The 16,623-nt window shown below is 69.5% G+C and carries 17 protein-coding genes, 1 tRNA gene and 1 other RNA gene; 12 read left to right on the plus strand and 7 right to left on the minus strand.

The genetic code is table 11. The features are described from left to right. The 3 genes from OB08_RS06425 to smpB all read left to right on the plus strand — a co-directional run. Window positions 1-704, plus strand: a 704-nt coding sequence (locus OB08_RS06425; RefSeq protein ID WP_461473306.1) for an FtsE family protein, incomplete at its 5' end; no start/stop codon positions are given. After that, window positions 701-1,615: a permease-like cell division protein FtsX gene (gene ftsX, locus OB08_RS06430; RefSeq protein WP_461473308.1), complete on the plus strand. Its 915-nt coding sequence runs from the start codon at window positions 701-703 to the stop codon at window positions 1,613-1,615. The genes OB08_RS06425 and ftsX, both read left to right, overlap by 4 nt. A gap of 82 nt (window positions 1,616-1,697) precedes the next feature. Beyond that, on the plus strand, window positions 1,698-2,174 hold the full coding sequence (gene smpB / locus OB08_RS06435; RefSeq protein ID WP_461473310.1) for an SsrA-binding protein SmpB: 477 nt from the start codon (window positions 1,698-1,700) through the stop codon (window positions 2,172-2,174). A gap of 16 nt (window positions 2,175-2,190) precedes the next feature. Here smpB and OB08_RS06440 read toward each other — a convergent pair whose 3' ends face one another. Then, a complete protein-coding gene (locus tag OB08_RS06440) occupies window positions 2,191-2,865 on the minus strand; it encodes an SIMPL domain-containing protein (protein ID WP_461473312.1) in 675 nt (224 codons plus the stop codon). 133 nt (window positions 2,866-2,998) lie between these two features. On the opposite strand from OB08_RS06440, the gene ssrA reads away from it, so the two are divergent. Continuing rightward, window positions 2,999-3,367, plus strand: a transfer-messenger RNA (tmRNA) gene (gene ssrA, locus OB08_RS06445). A gap of 128 nt (window positions 3,368-3,495) precedes the next feature. Here the strand turns inward: ssrA and OB08_RS06450 are convergent. After that, window positions 3,496-4,545 carry a glycoside hydrolase family 26 protein gene (locus tag OB08_RS06450; RefSeq protein WP_461473314.1) on the minus strand — a complete coding sequence of 350 codons (1,050 nt, stop codon included), beginning with the start codon at window positions 4,543-4,545 and terminating at the stop codon, window positions 3,496-3,498. A 507-nt stretch (window positions 4,546-5,052) separates the two neighbouring features. On the opposite strand from OB08_RS06450, the gene OB08_RS06455 reads away from it, so the two are divergent. Continuing rightward, the gene (locus tag OB08_RS06455) at window positions 5,053-5,625 is read left to right on the plus strand and encodes a YdeI/OmpD-associated family protein (protein WP_461473316.1); all 573 of its coding nucleotides are present in this window, start codon (window positions 5,053-5,055) and stop codon (window positions 5,623-5,625) included. Between the two features lie 28 nt (window positions 5,626-5,653). Here OB08_RS06455 and ppk2 read toward each other — a convergent pair whose 3' ends face one another. After that, the gene (gene ppk2, locus OB08_RS06460; protein ID WP_461473838.1) at window positions 5,654-6,442 is read right to left on the minus strand and encodes a polyphosphate kinase 2; all 789 of its coding nucleotides are present in this window, start codon (window positions 6,440-6,442) and stop codon (window positions 5,654-5,656) included. Window positions 6,443-6,724: 282 nt separating this feature from the next. Here ppk2 and OB08_RS06465 point away from each other — a divergent pair, with 282 nt between their 5' ends. Both OB08_RS06465 and OB08_RS06470 read left to right on the plus strand, forming a co-directional pair. Beyond that, window positions 6,725-7,312 carry a hypothetical protein gene (locus OB08_RS06465; protein WP_461473318.1) on the plus strand — a complete coding sequence of 196 codons (588 nt, stop codon included), beginning with the start codon at window positions 6,725-6,727 and terminating at the stop codon, window positions 7,310-7,312. A gap of 104 nt (window positions 7,313-7,416) precedes the next feature. Then, entirely contained in the window at window positions 7,417-7,827 is a 411-nt protein-coding gene (locus tag OB08_RS06470) for a VOC family protein (RefSeq protein ID WP_461473320.1), read from the plus strand. A 144-nt stretch (window positions 7,828-7,971) separates the two neighbouring features. Here OB08_RS06470 and OB08_RS06475 read toward each other — a convergent pair whose 3' ends face one another. Beyond that, window positions 7,972-9,294 (minus strand): flavin monoamine oxidase family protein, encoded by a 1,323-nt coding sequence (locus OB08_RS06475; protein ID WP_461473322.1) that lies wholly within the window; start codon window positions 9,292-9,294, stop codon window positions 7,972-7,974. A gap of 78 nt (window positions 9,295-9,372) precedes the next feature. Next, window positions 9,373-9,882 carry a DUF2231 domain-containing protein gene (locus OB08_RS06480; RefSeq protein ID WP_461473324.1) on the minus strand — a complete coding sequence of 170 codons (510 nt, stop codon included), beginning with the start codon at window positions 9,880-9,882 and terminating at the stop codon, window positions 9,373-9,375. A gap of 143 nt (window positions 9,883-10,025) precedes the next feature. Between OB08_RS06480 and nhaA the strand changes: the two genes are divergently transcribed. The 3 genes from nhaA to OB08_RS06495 are packed head-to-tail and all read left to right on the plus strand — an operon-like array spanning window position 10,026 to window position 13,948. After that, entirely contained in the window at window positions 10,026-11,924 is a 1,899-nt protein-coding gene (nhaA, locus tag OB08_RS06485) for a Na+/H+ antiporter NhaA (protein WP_461473326.1), read from the plus strand. 10 nt (window positions 11,925-11,934) lie between these two features. Next, complete coding sequence (locus OB08_RS06490) at window positions 11,935-13,566, plus strand: FAD-dependent oxidoreductase (RefSeq protein ID WP_461473328.1); 1,632 nt, start codon at window positions 11,935-11,937, stop codon at window positions 13,564-13,566. 28 nt (window positions 13,567-13,594) lie between these two features. Then, window positions 13,595-13,948 (plus strand): UBP-type zinc finger domain-containing protein, encoded by a 354-nt coding sequence (locus OB08_RS06495; protein WP_461473330.1) that lies wholly within the window; start codon window positions 13,595-13,597, stop codon window positions 13,946-13,948. A gap of 31 nt (window positions 13,949-13,979) precedes the next feature. On the opposite strand, the gene OB08_RS06500 is transcribed toward OB08_RS06495, so the two are convergent. Together OB08_RS06500 and OB08_RS06505 are read right to left on the minus strand one after the other, a co-directional pair. After that, entirely contained in the window at window positions 13,980-14,564 is a 585-nt protein-coding gene (locus OB08_RS06500) for a hypothetical protein (RefSeq protein WP_461473332.1), read from the minus strand. Between the two features lie 43 nt (window positions 14,565-14,607). Continuing rightward, window positions 14,608-15,435, minus strand: a complete 828-nt coding sequence (locus OB08_RS06505; RefSeq protein ID WP_461473334.1) for an inositol monophosphatase family protein — start codon at window positions 15,433-15,435, stop codon at window positions 14,608-14,610. A gap of 93 nt (window positions 15,436-15,528) precedes the next feature. On the opposite strand from OB08_RS06505, the gene OB08_RS06510 reads away from it, so the two are divergent. Together OB08_RS06510 and OB08_RS06515 are read left to right on the plus strand one after the other, a co-directional pair. Continuing rightward, a tRNA-Lys gene (locus OB08_RS06510) sits at window positions 15,529-15,604 on the plus strand. 79 nt (window positions 15,605-15,683) lie between these two features. Further along, complete coding sequence (locus OB08_RS06515) at window positions 15,684-16,577, plus strand: zinc-ribbon domain-containing protein (protein WP_461473336.1); 894 nt, start codon at window positions 15,684-15,686, stop codon at window positions 16,575-16,577. The last annotated feature ends 46 nt before the right edge of the window (window positions 16,578-16,623 follow it).

Here is a 16,623-nt window from a genome sequence, read left to right on the forward strand (position 1 = left end):
AGCAGCGCGTCGCGATCGCCCGCGCGCTGGTGAACCGCCCGCAGGTGCTCCTGGCCGACGAGCCGACCGGAAACCTCGACCCCGCGACATCCGTCGACATCATGCAGCTGCTCGCGCGCATCAACGCGGGCGGCACCACCGTGGTCATGGCGACGCACGAGGCCGGCTTCGTCGACCAGATGCAGCGCCGCGTGATAGAGCTGGCCCACGGCGAGCTCATCCGCGACGAGCGGCACGGCGGCTACGGCGACACGTCGAGCCTGCCGAGCCTCGCGCCCGAGCAGGAGCGCGGAGCCGCCGCCGTCGCGGCGCTCACCGCGGTGCTCGAGGTCCAGCGCGAGGCGGCTGCAGCGGCCGAGGCCGGGCTCGATCCGACGCTCGCGAGTCTCGACGAGGAGGTGACGGATGCCGCGTCCCCGGCGGCACCCGAACCATCCGAAGATCCAGAGCCCGCGATCGCCGCCGCCCCCGCGGCGCTGCCCGTCGAGGACCCGACGCCTGTCCGCCCCGCCGGCGGCGAGACGGCGGCGGCCGGAAAGACGGACGCGGACGCCAACCCCTACGGCGTCGCGCCCGCCGCGCCCCGCACGCAGCCGATCCCGGTGGCCGACATCCCCGAGGTCGACCTGGCCGAGCTGGGCGTCGCCGACCGGCTCGGCCTGGGCGAGACCGACCCCGACGAGGAAGTGGGACCCACGTCGTGAGGCTCGGACTCATCCTCTCCGAGGCGTTCACCGGCCTGCGCCGCAACGCCTCGATGGTCATCTCGGTCGTGCTCGTCACCTTCGTGTCGCTCACGTTCGTCGGCGCCGCGATCCTCATGCAGATGCAGATCGCCACGATGAAGGACTTCTGGGTCGACCGCGCCCAGGTCGCCATCTACATGTGCACCGAGATCTCGCTCGCGGCGACGTGCACCGAGGGCGTCGCGACCGAGGAGCAGCTCGCGGCCGTGCAGGAGAAGCTCGAAGGGCCCGCGCTCTCGCCGCTCATCCGCGACGTGCGCTTCGAGGACCGCGACGAGGCGTACCAGAACGCGCTGGAGCTCTTCGGCGAGGACTACGCCAGCGTCATCACGCCGGAGCAGCTCAACGAGACCTACTGGATCAACCTCGTCGACCAGAACCAGTCCGACGTCATCTTCGAGGCGTTCCAGGGCACGGATGGCGTGGAAGAGGTGAAGGACCAGCTGCAATACCTCGAGCCGCTGTTCTCCGCGCTCACGGTCGCCACCTACATCGCGGTCGGCATCGCGGCCCTCATGCTGATCGCCGCCGTGCTGCTGATCGCCACCACGATCCGCCTGTCGGCCTATGCGCGGCGACGGGAACTCGGGATCATGCGCCTGGTCGGGGCATCCAATCGATTCATTCAGACGCCGTTCGTGCTGGAAGGCGTGTTCGCCGCGCTCATCGGTTCGCTGCTCGCCAGCGCGGCCGTCATCGCGGGCGTCCATTTCGGCGTCAACGAGTACCTGCGCGGGCGGGTCGAGTTCGTCACCACGTGGGTCGGTCTCGGGGATGCGTGGCTCGTCGTGCCGATCCTGATCCTCATCGGAGTCGTGCTCGCAGCGCTGTCCGCGAGCTTCGCGATCCGACGCTGGCTGCGCGCCTGAGGCTCGTTCGCGCCGGACGCGCCCGCTCGGATAGACTGACGGGCTGCCGTGCGCCCGGTGCGGCGCACATCGAGGAGTCATCATGCCCAGGGAACGCGGGGAGACGGTCGTCGCGACCAATCGTCGCGCGCGCCACGAGTACACGATCGAGAAGACGTACGAAGCGGGCCTGGTGCTGACCGGCACCGAGGTGAAGTCGCTGCGACAGGGTCGTGCCAACATCTCCGACGGCTACGCGTACATCAACAACGGCGAGGCGTTCCTCGACGCGGTGCACATCCCGGAGTACTCCCAGGGCCACTGGACCAACCATGCGTCGAAGCGCGTGCGCAAGCTGCTGCTGCACAAGGACGAGATCGTCAAGCTGTCTCACGCCATCTCGGCCGGGGGCTACACGCTCGTGCCGCTCAAGCTCTACTTCTCGGACGGCCGTGCCAAGGTCGAGATCGCGGTCGCGAAGGGCAAGCGCGAGTACGAGAAGCGGCAGACCATCAGAGAGCGCGAAGACAAGCGCGAGGCCGAGCGCGCGATGCGCAGCCGCAACCGCCTGGGGGAGTGACGTCGGGCGCCGGCCCTCAGCTCGCCGAGAACCGCGCCTCCACGGCCGCGGTGATCACGATGTCCTCCGGCTGCAGCTGGATCGCCGGCCCGCCGCCGGCGTCTGCGGCGAAGGATGCCTTGGCCACCAGCATCCGCTCCGCTTGCGGGGCAGGCGGAGCCTCGTTGCGCGTCAGCAGTCCGAGATCCGCGATCTCGAGCGGGGTCACCGTCGTGAGGTCGATGGCTCCGGCGTAGGCGTTCGCGCGCGCCACGGCGACGGCCACCGCGCCGGCCGCGACATCGCGCTCGACCGTCGCGCGTGCCCCCGGAGTCAGCTGCCAGTCGATCCAGCCGAGCTGCACGCCCTCGCGCTCGACGACCTCACCCGCCCACCACGACAGCACCGCGAAGTCGGTGAAGGTGGCGCTGAAGTCGACCGACCCGTAGTGCACCGGGGCCAGACGCTTGCCCTCGGGACTCCACGGCCGCTCCGACCACACCGACACCCGCTGGCTGGTCCACTCGACAACGGTGCCCGCGGCCTTGCGTGCCGCCAGGTCGTCGCGCACAGGCTCGCTGAAGGCGGCCATCCGCTCGACGACCGCGCCGCGCTCCGGCCCCTCGGCGCGGATCGTGAGGTGTGCCACGGCTCGCTCAGGGGCGACGCGCGTCTCGTGCTCCCCACGGACGGTGATGACGACTTCACTCATGGGGCAGAGCCTACTTCGCCGCGCGGAATGGCGGGGTGCCGGCATCCGTTGTATCCTGATGTGCTCGGATGCTTCGGCTCCGGGTCTTGGAAATTCCACAGCGTGACAGCGGCCCTTCGCACGAAGGATCCATGGGGATGATCGGTTTCGACATCGCCTGTGAATCTGCGGGAAGCGGGCCGAGGATGCAGGGTTATCTCGTAAACGACCTCTGCAAACCAATAATTGCCGATGCAAATCGCAATGAGTTCGCCCTCGCTGCCTAAGCGAGCCTGAACTCCGTCAGACCGTAGGCGTTCCCGCTACGGACTCTGGCGTCATCTAGGGGACTTGCTGCGTGATGGCGTCTGGACGTCACGTGGGACTCTTCCCAGGCTGGGCTCGTCGACTTAGGTGTCTGTGACAAAGGTCGGAGCCGAGCAGAACGCCTCTACAGACTGCGCCCGGAGAAGACGCAGTATCCCAGCGATGGACGGGGGTTCGATTCCCCCCATCTCCACCAACGCCGCTGTCGCGGAACAAGGCCCTGAGAGCCGCGTCGTCACGCGGATCTTGGGGCCTTCGTTCGTTTGCGTGAGGCGGCTCGAGACCGGATCGCCCACACACTGACGCCTGGTCAGGCACCGCCGGTCATCGTGGGTCGTGCGGTCCCAGGGTCGGTCCTCGATCTGCATCGGCCTCGCAGATGGCGGGTCCGTACTCGAGCCAGTCAGGTCGGTCCGCGATGAATGCCCGTCGGCTGCTTTGTTCGTCCAGGGCGGACCATGCGACGATGTCGTCGACCTCGGGCTCGTACTTCACCCACTCGAACCAGTTCACGAGGCGAAGCATGGGCAGCCTCTCGTGGGTGTCCTCAGCGAACACCTGCCGCCACCAGGCACGCCGGATCGCCGTCTCGGCCGATTCGTCGCCGCCGGGGATGACGAAGGCGGCGGTCTCCGGGATCGCGACGGGCTTGCCGCGAAGCTCGCCATATTCGGTGTAGAAGTCTGGGACGGCGGTGTCGTCACCGCCGAGCCCGTCGTAGGTGCCGGTGAGCTGGGCGACGAACTTGCCCGGCTCCGGAAGCTCGTTCTCGCCCCATGGGACAGCCGACCCCCAGTGGTACAGCGACATCCCGACCCAGTCCACGTACTCATCCCCGGGGTAGTACGGCGCATACGGGTCGTCCGCACCGTCGAGGGTCCCGTCGCCGTCGGTGTCCAGCGCGGCCTCGTCCTTCGGGCGTTCGTCGGCCGCATAGGTGCCTCCCGTGAAGGGATACCCGCCGCCGTAGTTCGGCGCCCACATCGTGGCGGCCCCCGGGATCTCGTGCACGCGGTCGGCGACGCGCCGGAACGCAGCGATGTAGCCCTCGGGCTGCTGGCCCCAGGCGTACCAGGAGCCGTTCATCTCGTGAGCGAACCGGACGATCACGGGCACACCGGTGCTCGTGACCTCGTTGAGCAGGTTCGCGAGATCGTCCAGCATGTCGTCGGTCAGCGCGGCGAGGCCCGACGTGGGTTCGAGCGTCAGCAGATGAACGGCGCGGGCAGCGTGTGCTTGCTCGGCTGCCTGGACGACCCACTGTCGCTCCTCGGCAGAGAACGGCACCGGGACGAAGGACACGACGTTGCTCGGCTGTTCACCCAGCAGGTCGGCATACTCGGTGATGGACTGGTCATCCCAATCCAGGTTCACCCCGAAGCGGACGTGGCCCGGCTGAGCGAACTGCTCGAGTGCACAGCTCGGGTGTGGCACTGCTTCAGGTGCGGATGCGCCTGATGTCGGCCCGCAGGCTGAGAGCCCGCTGGCGAGCACCAACGCGGCCACGCTGAGTGGTATGCGTTTCCCCCTGGGCATGCATTCGAGTATCCCGTGCCCACGATGAGTCAGCGCGATGCTCGCCGCTCTCCCGCGCATCTTCCTGCGGGAACCGGTCACTTCGTGCGCTCAGCGCGCGAAGACGTCTGAGGTCGATCGCACCCGACTTGGATCCATCCGCCATACAACCCAGCGAGTGTGCAGCGTTTGCTCACCCTGTCGGGGTGACGTCTCAGGGAACGGGCGGTCATAACGTGCACGCCGACGATCGCGCCTGTGCCCGCATCTACGCCCACCATGCCGGAAACGAATACGTGGGTCCCCGCCCGTACCGCCTGACTGTAGAGCGACGCACTCGTCGGACCAAGGGTCTAGCGTTCGAGCATGGTCGCCACTTCCGACAAGCCTGAGCTGCGCGTCGACACGATCGAGGAGTGGGAGCGCTGGCTGGAGGCCGATCCCGGTCCCGACGGAGTGAGGCTGCGCCTGCGCAAGACGTCGTCGAGCAAGCCGGGCATCACGTACGCCGAGGCCTTGGATGTCGCGCTGTGCTTCGGCTGGATCGACGGGCAGAAGCAGTCGCTGGATGCGGACTACTTCCTCCAAGTCTTCACACCGCGCCGGCCGCGCGGCCTGTGGTCGAAGATCAACATCCAGCACACCGCTCGCCTGATCGAGGAAGGTCGGATGCGGCCCGCGGGCCAGCGAGAGATCGACCGCGCCAAGGCGGACGGGCGATGGGATGCCGCCTATCGACAGAGCGACGGAGACATTCCCGCCGAGCTCAAGGCGGCACTCGAGGCCGATCCGGCGATCGCGGCCGCGTTCGCTGCGCAGTCGGCGCAGAATCGCTTCGCGATGTCGTTCCGCGTGAGCAACCTGAAGCGACCGGAGTCCCGTGCCGCGCGCGTCGCCGAGTACGTGGCCATGCTCGAGCGGGGCGACACGATCCACTGAGCCGACTGTTCCGTTCTGCCGGTTCGGGCTACTTCTTGCCGAGTTGAGCGGCGACGTCCGGAACATAGCGGAACTGCTCGATGGGCGGTCGCTCGTAGTCGTCCGCCTTCGGGCGGTCGGGGATGGTGATCTCGGGCCCATCCAGATGGTGGTACGGGATGCTGTCGAGGAGGTGGCTGATCGCATTCACACGTGCGCTGCGCTTGTCGTCGCTCTCCACGACCCACCACGGCGAACCGGGGGTGTCGGTGGCGGCGAACATGGCGTCTTTCGCGCGGGAGTAGTCCTCCCACCGGCGAATCGACTCCAGGTCGGTCGGTGACAGTTTCCACAGTTTCATCGGGTCTTCCCGTCGCGCAACGAAGCGCGCTTGCTGCTCGTCATCCGAGACCGAGAACCAGTACTTGATCAGGATGATGCCGTCCTCGATGAGATGCTGCTCGACGACCGGCACCTGCCGAAGAAACCTCTGGTACTGCTCGTCCGTGCAGTAGCCCATGACCCGCTCCACCCCGGCTCGGTTGTACCAGGATCGGTCCATCAGCACGATCTCGCCCTTGCTGGGGAGATGTGCGATGTACCGCTGGAAGTACCACTGGCCCCGCTCGCGCTTCGATGGCTTGCTGAGCGCGACCACGCGGGCATGCCGAGGATTGAGATATTCGGTGACCCTCTTGATCGCTCCGCCCTTGCCCGCGGCATCACGGCCCTCGAAGATCACGAGGACACGCGCGCCCGACTTCGCCACCCAGCGCTGCATCTCGACCAGCTCGATCTGGAGGCGCTTCAATTCGGCCTTGTACCTCCGTTTCGGCATCCGCCGCACGGACGTGGTGGCACTGCTCTTCTTGGCCATGGCTCCCCCTGGTTGACCCCGGTCGATCACCGCGCATTCCCGCGGCCGCAATCATCGCCCTCGAGATCAGCGTCGGCCAGGGCTTGCGTTGCGCGCCGAGTTGCGGCAGGGCCGGCGCGGCCGACCGCGAACACCGCACGCACTGCTCCTCTGTACACACCGGCCGCCGATGGGTGGAATGGTGCGATGAGAGCTGTTGAGCCGGTCCCGGCAGACCCGTGGCCCCATGACATGGTCATCAGGGTGGACGATCGACCGCACGCATTGCTCGAGTTGCTCTGGCTGCGGGAGGCGCACGGTCTGTCTCCCGTCGGAGACGGCCTCCCACCCCTGTTGGTCGACACCCCGACGGCGCCCGCTGACGAGATCGACGACGAGACCCGCGGGAAATGGGAGGGGGACTGGCCGTCCGTCTGGCGAGACGTGGTTGCGCATGCGGGTGAAGAGAGCGACCCGCAACTGTACGAGCGACTTCCTCACACCGAGGATGGTTCAGCCGAGCGCGAGGCGATCCTTCGCGCACTCGTCGGGCCGAGTTGGGCAGACCACCACGATCGGGACGTCTTCAACGACGCGTCTTACCTCGCCTGGGAGCAGAGCGGTATGGAGGCGTTCCTCGCCTCTCAGCACGAGCGGCTCGCAGACAGTCCCGAGCGTCGCGAGGTCGACGCGCTCGTCCCGGCGTGGCGCGCAGGGCTGACGAAGGTCATCACGATCCCGTGCCGCGGAGAGCTGGCCCAGAGGATCGGCGCGCATGGTCTTCTCCTGACGCACGCCACTCGCGCCACCCCTGATCGGTATCGTCGGGCACTGCGGTCGTTCGTCGGGTAGAGCTGCGCTCGCTCGGCCGAGCGTGGGATGTGCGCGCCGGCGGGAGACCCGCGAGTCAGCGGTCGGAGTTGCCCAAGAGCTGCCGCTGCCCGCAGGATGTCAGGATGCCGCTCTTCGACCACCTGGGAATCACCGTCGACGATCTGGACACGGCGATCGCCCAATTCGACCCGGTGATGCGTGGGCTCGGGTGCACCAGGCAGGACGCGGACGGATCGGTGTCCTGGTACAAGGGCGAGGAGGAGCTGATCCTGTTCCCCGCACGCGAGGTGGGAAGCGGGCCGCACAGAACCGGTCGCGTCGGATGGCAGCACCTCGCCTTCGCCGTCGGTGCCCCTGAAGAGGTCGACCGCCTGCACGCCATCGCGGTCCAGGCCGGCTGGACGGTGGTCCGCGAGCCGAAGCAGTATCCGCGATTCAACGACCGCTACTACGCATCCTTCATCGAGGACGACAACGGCATCCGCCTGGAGTTCATGTTCAATCCCCCTGCGGAGTCAGACGACGCGCTCTGAACCCGATCCGACCCGAGGCCGCGGTTCCCTCGGTGCGCCGTCAGTCGTCGCCGGGGGTGCGCGGCGTCATGAACCACTCGACGAATCGCGTCGCACGGCCGTCGGGCGCGAACCGACGTGTCTACGCGGCCCGCGGTGCCGGCGCTAGCCCCAGGCCCGCTCGATCGGCACCTCACGCCCGAGGACGTTCTGCGCCGCACGATGACCTGACAGCATCGCCGCGGGCACGGTGGCGGGGTCGTCGGTCCAGGTCGCTTCGCCGGCGAGATGCAGCACGCCGCCGATCGGCACCGCCAGGTCGTCGTGGTCGGACGTCGTCGAGCCGACCGCCATGTACGCGTACGAGCCGTACGAGAACGGGTCGTCCTGCCAGTCCGTCACATGCACGCGGATCGGGCGCTCGACCGCGTCGCCGTACAGGCGCCGCAGTTGCGCGAGCACAGAGTCGACGATGGCCTCCTCCGACCAGTCGAGAGTCTCCACCGCGGCCGGCCCGGCGGCGAACGTCAGCAGCGTCGGCTCGTCGTGAAGCGGGGTGAGGTCGTACCACGAGTGCCACCAGCGCCCCTCGGGCCCTTGCTGGCGGATCGCGTACACGTCGTCGTCCCAGAACTTCGTCCGGAAGCCGAGGAACACCTTCTCGAAGGCGTTCATCCGCAACCGTCCGAGCGGCTCGGCATGCGACGCGGGCAGCGGCGGGTCGAGCACGAAGCCATCGGACTGCAGCACGCCGACCGGCACGGTGATCACGATGTCGTCCGCCGAGAACGACCCGAAGTCCGTCGTCACCACGACGCCGTCGCCGCCCCACGAGACGCGCGACACGACGTGGATGAGCCGGATGTCGAGGCCCTCCGCCAGTCGGCGGGGGAGGCGGTCGTAGCCGTCGGGGAAGACCACTTCGTCACCCTCGATGAAGTCGTCGTCCAGTCCGTGCGCGGCGAGATCCTCGATCCACGCGCCGTACTGCTCCTCGGACCGATGCTCGAGGTACTCGCGCACCCGCTGCGTGCGCTCGTCGTCCCACCCCTGCGCGGCGAGCGCCTCTTCGGTCACGTCGCGGTACGAGGCATCCGGAGCCGAATCGGAGATGACGTCGAGCAGTGTGGCGTCCACCGTGTGGATGTCATCGATGTACCGCTGCGCGGCCGCGTCGTCGAGCCGTGTTCCGTCGGGCCCGTAGTACGCGATCGGGCGGCCGTCGGGCTGGTACCCGCCGACGGTGAACTCGGCCGTCCGCATCCCGAACGCCTCGGCCGCGGCGGCGACGGGGGAGCCGGTGATGCCGTGGATCCACGACGCGCCCATGTCGGTGGGGATGCCGTAGCGGCGATCCGTCACGACCCGCCCGCCGACGCGGTCGCGTGCCTCGAGCACGACGACGTCACGACCCTCGGATGCCAGCAGACGGGCGGCGGTCAGGCCCGCCACGCCCGCGCCGACCACGATCGTCTCGAACCGCTCCATCGTCGACCATCCTTCCGCAGCACCGGGCCGCGTTCAGACGCTATCGACTCCCGGACCGGATGCGCGAACGGGCCGCGATCAGCGGAAGCCCTCGCTCTGCGTCCGCTCGTCGGCCACGCGCACACCGTGGTGGTACGCGAGCTTGCCGCCGAGCCAGCCCGAGACGCCGAGCGCGCCCAGGCCGACCAGGCTGAGGATGAACCCGAAGACACTCACCTCGTCGTCTTCGTCGGCCGACCAGCGCACGATCAGGTTCACCAGGAACAGCACCGTGACGCCGAGGTTGAGCGCCATGTGGATCGTGGCGGTGCGGTGCGCGGCGGTGCCGCGCTGCAGCTGCGTGTAGTCGAGGAAGCCCACCGCCGCCGCCAGCACGGCACCGATGATGCCGATGAGGATCAGCACGCGTGCGGCGATCACGTACGGCGTCGCGTCTTCGGCGACGAAGCCGATGATGTCGAAGACGAGGCTCGCCACCCACGTGCCGATCGGGATCGTGACCAGGATCGGGTGGAACGGGTGCCCGTAGGGGCCGGCGACGATCGAGCGGGGGCGCTTCGCGCGCTGAAGGGGTGTGCGGTCGTCCATGATCGGATCCTCTCGTCAGGCGCCGTGAAGGGCGGGAGACCAGTGAAGCGCCGAGCGGGCGGATGTGTGCGGGGGTTGCGGCCGTGCGCTCGCTGTGCCACACATGTCCCCGGGGCGCGAGGAGCGTGGGAGAATCTCGATCGATGGCCAATCTGACGATCATCCAGCAGTCGCCCGAGCCCGAGCAGGTCGCACAGCGCTCGCGCACGCGACACTCCATCGCCGAGAAGATCCGCGCCATGGGGCAGAACCGCATCGGCGCACTCCTCCTGCTCCTGGCGACCGTCGCCGCGATCGTGTGGGCGAACGTCGCGACCGGCTCGTACGAGGCGTTCTGGGAGACGCATCTCACCGTCGGCGTAGGCGACCTCCAGCTCGACTTCACGCTGCATGCGCTCGTCAACGACGCGCTCATGGCGATCTTCTTCTTCACGGTGGGGCTCGAGGTGCGCAGGGAGTTCGCGATCGGCGAGCTGACGAGCTGGTCGCGGGCGATGGTGCCGGTCATGGCGGCGATCGCCGGCCTGGTTCTGCCCGCGCTCCTGTTCGTGCTGATCGCGATGGGATCGGGCTACGAGAACGCGTGGGGCATCGTGATCTCGACCGACACCGCCTTCCTCGTCGGCGCCCTCGCGCTCATCGGCCCTCGGGTGCCGGGGCGCCTGCGTGTGTTCCTGCTCGCGCTCGCCGTCGTCGACGACATCGGGGCGCTGTCGATCATCGCCCTCGTGTACACCGAGAACTTCAACCCGCTGCCCCTGGCGATCGCGGCGGTCGGCCTGGCCGGCGTGTACTTCACGCGCTACCTCCCGAGCGGCCGGGGTCCGGTCTACGCGACGCTGTCGATCATCGTGTGGCTCGCCTTCCTCGCGTCGGGCGTGCACCCCACGCTCGCCGGCGTCGCGATCGCCCTGCTCGTACCCGTGTACCGTCCCGACCGCCGCGATGTGGAGCACGCGCTGGAGCTTGCGCGCACGTTCCGCCAGTCGCCGAACAGCGAGTACGCGCGCGCGGCCGCCAACAGCCTGCGAGAGTCGATCTCGATCAACGAGCGCCTGCAGTCGGCGTACGCGCCGTATGTCGCGTACGTGATCCTGCCGCTGTTCGCGCTCGCCAACGCGGGCGTCGTGCTGAGCCCCGAGATCCTCGGCGCGGCGGTCACCTCGTCGCTGACGTGGGGCATCGTCGTCGGCCTCGTGGCCGGCAAGCTCATCGGCGTCTTCGGATCGAGCGCCCTCATGAAGGTGCTGCGCCTGGGTGAGTTCGGGCCCGGCCTCACCCTCGATCGCCTCGCGGGGGGCTCGGCGCTGTGCGGCATCGGGTTCACGATCTCGCTGTTCATCGTCGACCTCGCGATCGACGACGCGGACGCGCAGAACCAGGCCAGGGTCGGTGTGCTCGCGGCATCCGTCATCGCCTTCGTGCTCGCCGCGATCATCTTCCGGATCTCGGATGCCGCCCGCCCCGACGTCGATGCCGGGCAGACCCTCGCGCGCCCCGTCGACCCGAAGCGCGACCACATCTTCGGATCGCCGGACGCGCCGTACACGATCGTCGAGTACGGCGACTTCCAGTGCGGGTTCTGCCTCAAGGCGTCGGGATCGATCCACGAGGTGTACGAGGAGCTCGGCGACCGCCTGCGCTACGTGTGGCGTCACGCGCCGCTCACGCAGTACCACCCGAACGCGCTCGCCGGCGCCGAGGCGGCGGAGGCCGCAGCCCTGCAGGGCCGGTTCTTCGAGTTCGAGCGAGGTCTCTTCGCCGACCAGGAGAACCAGCGTCCCTCCGACATCATCCGGCTCGCGCGCGACCTCGGCCTCGACGTCGACCGGTTCGAGCGCGATCTGACGGCCCCCGAGGTCACCGGCAGGGTGCAGGACGACATGCTGGATGCCGAGGCGATGGGCATCACGTCGGTGCCGACCCTCTTCATCAACGGCCGCCGCCACACCGGGCCGTACGATTCCCAGTCGCTCATCCGCGCGCTGTCCTCCGGCGACGGATCGGCCGCGCCCGACCCCGGCACCGCGAGCGCTCACTAGCCTGGTCACGATGGACACCGCCCTCGACCCCATCCAGCGCCCCGAGCTGACCGACGCCCAGTGGGAGCGCCTGCGCGGCTTCGGCGTGCCTGAAGGGGTCGCCGCAGGCGACTACCTCTTCAGATCGGGCGACCGGGACTACGACCTGATCCTCGTCGACGAGGGAGAGGTCGAGGTCGTGCGCGACTCGCTCTTCTGGATCGACGAGGCGGTGCTCGCCCGCAGCGGCCCGCGGACGTTCGTCGGAGAGCTCGGCCTCCTCAACGGGCAGGGGGCGTTCCTCTCGGCTCGTGCGACGACGGCCGGTCGCATCCTGCGCGTGCCGCGACCCGAGCTGCGCCGGCTCATGGCCGAGGACGACGAGCTGTGCGACATCATCCTCCACGCACTGTGGGCGCGCCGCGAGTCGCTGCGACGCGGACCGGCCGCGCTCACGCTCAAGTTCGTCGGACAAGGCTCGTCGGGCGACTTCCTCGCACTGCAGCGGTTCGCCGAGCGGCTCGACCTCGTGCACAAGACCGTCGCTCTCGCCCCCGGCGAGCTCGGCGCGCACGAGAAGCTCGGCCTCACCGAGGACGACCTGCCGATCGCCTACATCCAGGGAGAGGCCATCCCGCGCGCGACGCCCGGCATGGTCGCCGAGCGGCTGGGCCTGAGCTATCAGGCCGACGGCGACGAGGTGGTCGACCTCGTCGTGATCGGTGGCGGGCCGGCCGGGCTCGCCGCGGCCATCTACGGCGCGTCGGAGGGCCTCAGCACGGTGCTCCTCGACGCGGTGGCCCCGGGCGGGCAGGCGGCGTCGACGTCGCGCATCGAGAACTTCCTCGGCTTCCCCTTCGGCGTGAGCGGGGGTGACCTCATCGGGCAGGCGAGCCTGCAGGCGCTCAAGTTCGGGGTGCGCGTGTACGCGCCGTGCGAGGCCGTGAAGCTCGACCCGGTCGCCGAGCGCCGGCTCGACGTGACGCTCGCCGACGGCCGCGTGATCCGGGCGCGCACCGCGATCGTGACCTCCGGCGCCGCCTATCGCCGGCTCGACCTCGAGCGGTGGTCCGAGTTCGAGCGAGCCGGCATCTACTACGCCGCGACGCAGCTCGAGCTGCGTCAGGTGATGGAGTCGCCGGTCGTCGTCGTCGGCGGAGCGAACTCGGCCGGACAGGCATCCCTCTATCTGGCGTCCAACGGATGCCCCGTGCACCTCGTCGTGCGCGGGGAAGACCTCGGCGGGCGCATGTCCTCGTACCTGGTCGACCGCCTGATGGAGGAGCCCCGCGTGCAGGTGCACACGGGCGCCAACGTGGTCGGTCTCGACGGCGGCTCCGCTCTGGAGCGCGTCCGGATCGACCGCCTCGGCGATGTCGACGCCCGGGGGCTGTTCTGCTTCATCGGTGCCGACCCCGCCACCTCATGGCTGCCGTCGCTCGATCGCGACGCGGACGGCTTCCTCCGCACCGGCACCGACATCGCCGCGCAGTCGCTCGCGCAGTGGCAGCGTCTGGGTCGCGAGCCGCTGCCCTTCGAGACATCCGTCCCGCGTGTGTTCGCCGCCGGCGACGTGCGGCGCGGATCGATGAAGCGCGTGGCGGCCGCGGTCGGCGAGGGCTCGAGCGCCGTCGCCTCCGTCCATCGCGCGCTCGCGAACTGAACCGAACCGACCGAACCGAGGAGACCCCGTGCCCGACGCCGTCGATGTGACCGTCCCACCGAGCGGCCCGGGGTGCGCCGACTGCGACGACCTCGACGGCTGGTGGCTGCATCTGCGCCGCTGCGCGGCGTGCGGACGGATCGGATGCTGCGACTCGTCGCTCGGGCAGCACGCGTCGGCACATGCGCGCGAGACCGGCCACCGTCTCGTGCAGAGCTTCGAGCCCGGTGAGGACTGGTGGTGGGACTACGAGGCGGCTGCGTGGGCCGATGGTCCTGAGCTCGCGCCGCCGACGAGCCGCCCGGACGATCAGCCGGTGCCGGGTCCTGCGGGCCGCGTACCGGAGGACTGGCGCTCGGCGCTGCGCGCCGCAGGACGCTGAACGGGCGACGTGGCGCCGGTCGGCGGAGGACTCAGGCAGCCGGCCATTCGATGAGGAGCAGCCCCTGCTTCGTGTCGGCGAGCTTCACCCAGCCGGCGCCGAACAGGTAGGTCATGCCGTAGCCCTCGTCGTCGACCGCGATCGTCGTCTCCTTGGGCTCGGTGATGTAGACCCCCGCCTCGGACTCCTCGCGGATCCAGCCCTGGCCGACCAGGGCGGTCTGCGCCTCCCCGGCCTGGTCGGACTCGATCGGCGCCCACCCGAACAGCTGCAGGTGATCGCCCGCGGGGCCCTCGAAATCGGCCCACACGCACTGGATGCCGTGGGCCAGCTCGACGTCGCCGAGGTAGAACTTCTCCGCCTGCGCCGACCATCCGATGCTTTCGAAGTCGGCGACGACGTCGGCGCCGATGAGCGTCTCGCACGTCGGATCCTCGCCCGGCTCGGGCGCGGCGGACACGGTCGGGGTGGGCTCGGGAGCCGGCGTCGTGGGCGTGCTCGCGGTCGTCTCCGACGGCTGGGTCGACGGCGGGGTGGACGCGGCGCACGCGGTCGCCAGGGTGGCGGCCAGTGCGATGAGGAGCGCGGCGCCGATTCGGTGTCGTGGGGGGAACATCGAGCGGTCTCCGGGGGAGGGGATCGGTGGGGCGAGGGCAGGGTCAGGGGGAGTGCAAGAGCTGCAGATAGGCGTCGTGCAGGACGCGGTTCGTCGCGAGCGACGAGCGCTCCGACAGCGAGTCGGCGCCGTCGAACGAGGTGAAGCGTCCGCCGGCCTCGGTGACGATCGGCACGAGGGCGGCGATGTCGTACTCCTTGACGCCGAACTCGGCGACGAACTCGAGTCTGCCCTCGGCGAGGAGCATGTACGGCCATGCATCGCCGTACCCGCGGTCGCGCCACACCGATGTCGTCAGGCGCTCGAGGGCGTCGAGGTGACCGGCATCCCGCCACTGGCCGATGCTCTGGAAGCTCACGCTCGACTCGGCGACCGAGTCGACGGCCGACACGGCGAGCCGCCGCGGGTCGCCGGACGGCGTGTTCGTCCACGCGCCGAGTCCGGTGGCCCCCCACCAGCGCCGGCCGATCGCCGGCTGGCTCGCGACGCCCACGCGCGGCACGCCGTCGACGGCGAGCGCGATGAGGGTCGTCCACATCGGGATGCCCTTGAGGTAGTTGGCGGTGCCGTCGATGGGGTCGATGATCCACTGGCGCTGCGCGTCGCCGGTGACCCCGTACTCCTCGCCGAAGACGCCGTCGGAGGGTCGCTCGGCCTCGAGCAGCGCGCGGATCGCGCGTTCGGTCGCCAGATCGGCTTCGGTGACGTGGCTCGCGTCGGCCTTGAGGCTCACCTCGAGATCGGCCGCGTCGAACCGGCTCATGGATGCCGCGTCCGCCGCATCAGCCAGACGCAGCGCGAGCTCGAGATCGGCCGTCAGATCGCCCTCGTACGGCGCGTCGAAGGGCGTCGCAGAGGAGGGGGAGGTCACGCTCCCCAGGATATCCGGCTGTCGACGGGCTCGATTTCCGGTGACGCAATCGTGATGCTAATGTTGACCCTCGGTTCGCCTCTTGCGAATCACGCACCTCTAGCTCAATCGGCAGAGCAACTGACTCTTAATCAGTGGGTTCAGGGTTCAAGTCCCTGGGGGTGCACCACACGGAGAAGAGCGGTCCCGGACGGGGCCGCTCTTCCTCGTTCCGGCCCCGCGTCCGAGGCCCGCGCTACCGTGCAGCCATGGCGGAACGGGTCGAGCTCTGGTGGGCGCGCAGACAGTTCTCGCGCGGCGCCGAGATCCCATACGAAGTGGGCACGTACCGCGACGCGTGGGCACCCTTCCCGGCGCTCATCAGGCAGTACCATCCCGAGCTCAACGCCGGGATCGTGCTGACCCAGGTGCCGCCCGCGGCCGACGTGCTGCTGCTCTGGGAGTGCGAGTCCGGGCACACCTTCGCCGCGACCCCGACCGAGCAGCGCAACCGGCCGGGCCGCGAACGACGCCGCTCGGCGTGGTGTCCCGAGTGCAGCGTGCTGGCCCGCCCGTCGCCCGCTCCGCTCGGCAGGACCGCAGGCGCGTCCGCCGGCGCAACCACCGGCCCGACCGCCGGCCCGTCCGCCGGTGGAGCCGCCCTCGCGCGCGCTCCGCGCCCGCCGAAGCCGCCTCGGGCGCTGTGCGCGAAGACCCCGGACCTGCCCGTGGGCGAGCCGTTCGCGAGCGCGTGCGCCCCGCGTCCCGCGTCGGCGGTCGAGGCGCAGCTGCGCGCCGACCTGTTCTCGCGGCTTCAGGTGACGGCAGGCTTGACCGCGGTGCGCACGTCGCGCCCGTTCTTCGAGCACCTCGAGGTGTGGCCCGACATCCTGCTGCCCGAGCTGCGTATCGCGATCGAGTACGACAGCACCGGGCGCCACGGGCTCGAGCACGTCGGCAAGCGCGAGGACGCCGACCGCCGCAAGGACCGCACGCTGCGCGCGTCGGGATGGGAGGTCGTGCGCATCCGCACCGGCAAACTCGAGAAGCTCGGCCCGTACGACGTCCAGCTGTCATCGCTCGGCCGCCGCGGGCTCGACCGGATCATCGACGCCCTGCGTGACGTCCGCGGGCCGCTGCTCGTGGACGCGTACCTCCTCTGACGATCCCGATTGCATAACGAGGAGTGGCGGCATCCGCTCCCGACTT

Source organism: Microbacterium sp. HJ5 (genome assembly GCF_054824025.1).

Bases quoted from the DNA above. Each gene is read 5' to 3' on its own strand.
- OB08_RS06515 (WP_461473336.1), top strand. From the start codon at position 15,684: ATGGCGGAACGGGTCGAGCTCTGGTGGGCGCGCAGACAGTTCTCGCGC.
- nhaA (WP_461473326.1), top strand. From the start codon at position 10,026: ATGGCCAATCTGACGATCATCCAGCAGTCGCCCGAGCCCGAGCAGGTC.
- OB08_RS06500 (WP_461473332.1), bottom strand. From the start codon at position 14,564: ATGTTCCCCCCACGACACCGAATCGGCGCCGCGCTCCTCATCGCACTG.
- OB08_RS06475 (WP_461473322.1), bottom strand. From the start codon at position 9,294: ATGGAGCGGTTCGAGACGATCGTGGTCGGCGCGGGCGTGGCGGGCCTG.
- OB08_RS06455 (WP_461473316.1), top strand. From the start codon at position 5,053: ATGGTCGCCACTTCCGACAAGCCTGAGCTGCGCGTCGACACGATCGAG.
- smpB (WP_461473310.1), top strand. From the start codon at position 1,698: ATGCCCAGGGAACGCGGGGAGACGGTCGTCGCGACCAATCGTCGCGCG.
- OB08_RS06470 (WP_461473320.1), top strand. From the start codon at position 7,417: ATGCCGCTCTTCGACCACCTGGGAATCACCGTCGACGATCTGGACACG.
- OB08_RS06440 (WP_461473312.1), bottom strand. From the start codon at position 2,865: ATGAGTGAAGTCGTCATCACCGTCCGTGGGGAGCACGAGACGCGCGTC.
- OB08_RS06480 (WP_461473324.1), bottom strand. From the start codon at position 9,882: ATGGACGACCGCACACCCCTTCAGCGCGCGAAGCGCCCCCGCTCGATC.
- ppk2 (WP_461473838.1), bottom strand. From the start codon at position 6,442: ATGCCGAAACGGAGGTACAAGGCCGAATTGAAGCGCCTCCAGATCGAG.
- OB08_RS06490 (WP_461473328.1), top strand. From the start codon at position 11,935: ATGGACACCGCCCTCGACCCCATCCAGCGCCCCGAGCTGACCGACGCC.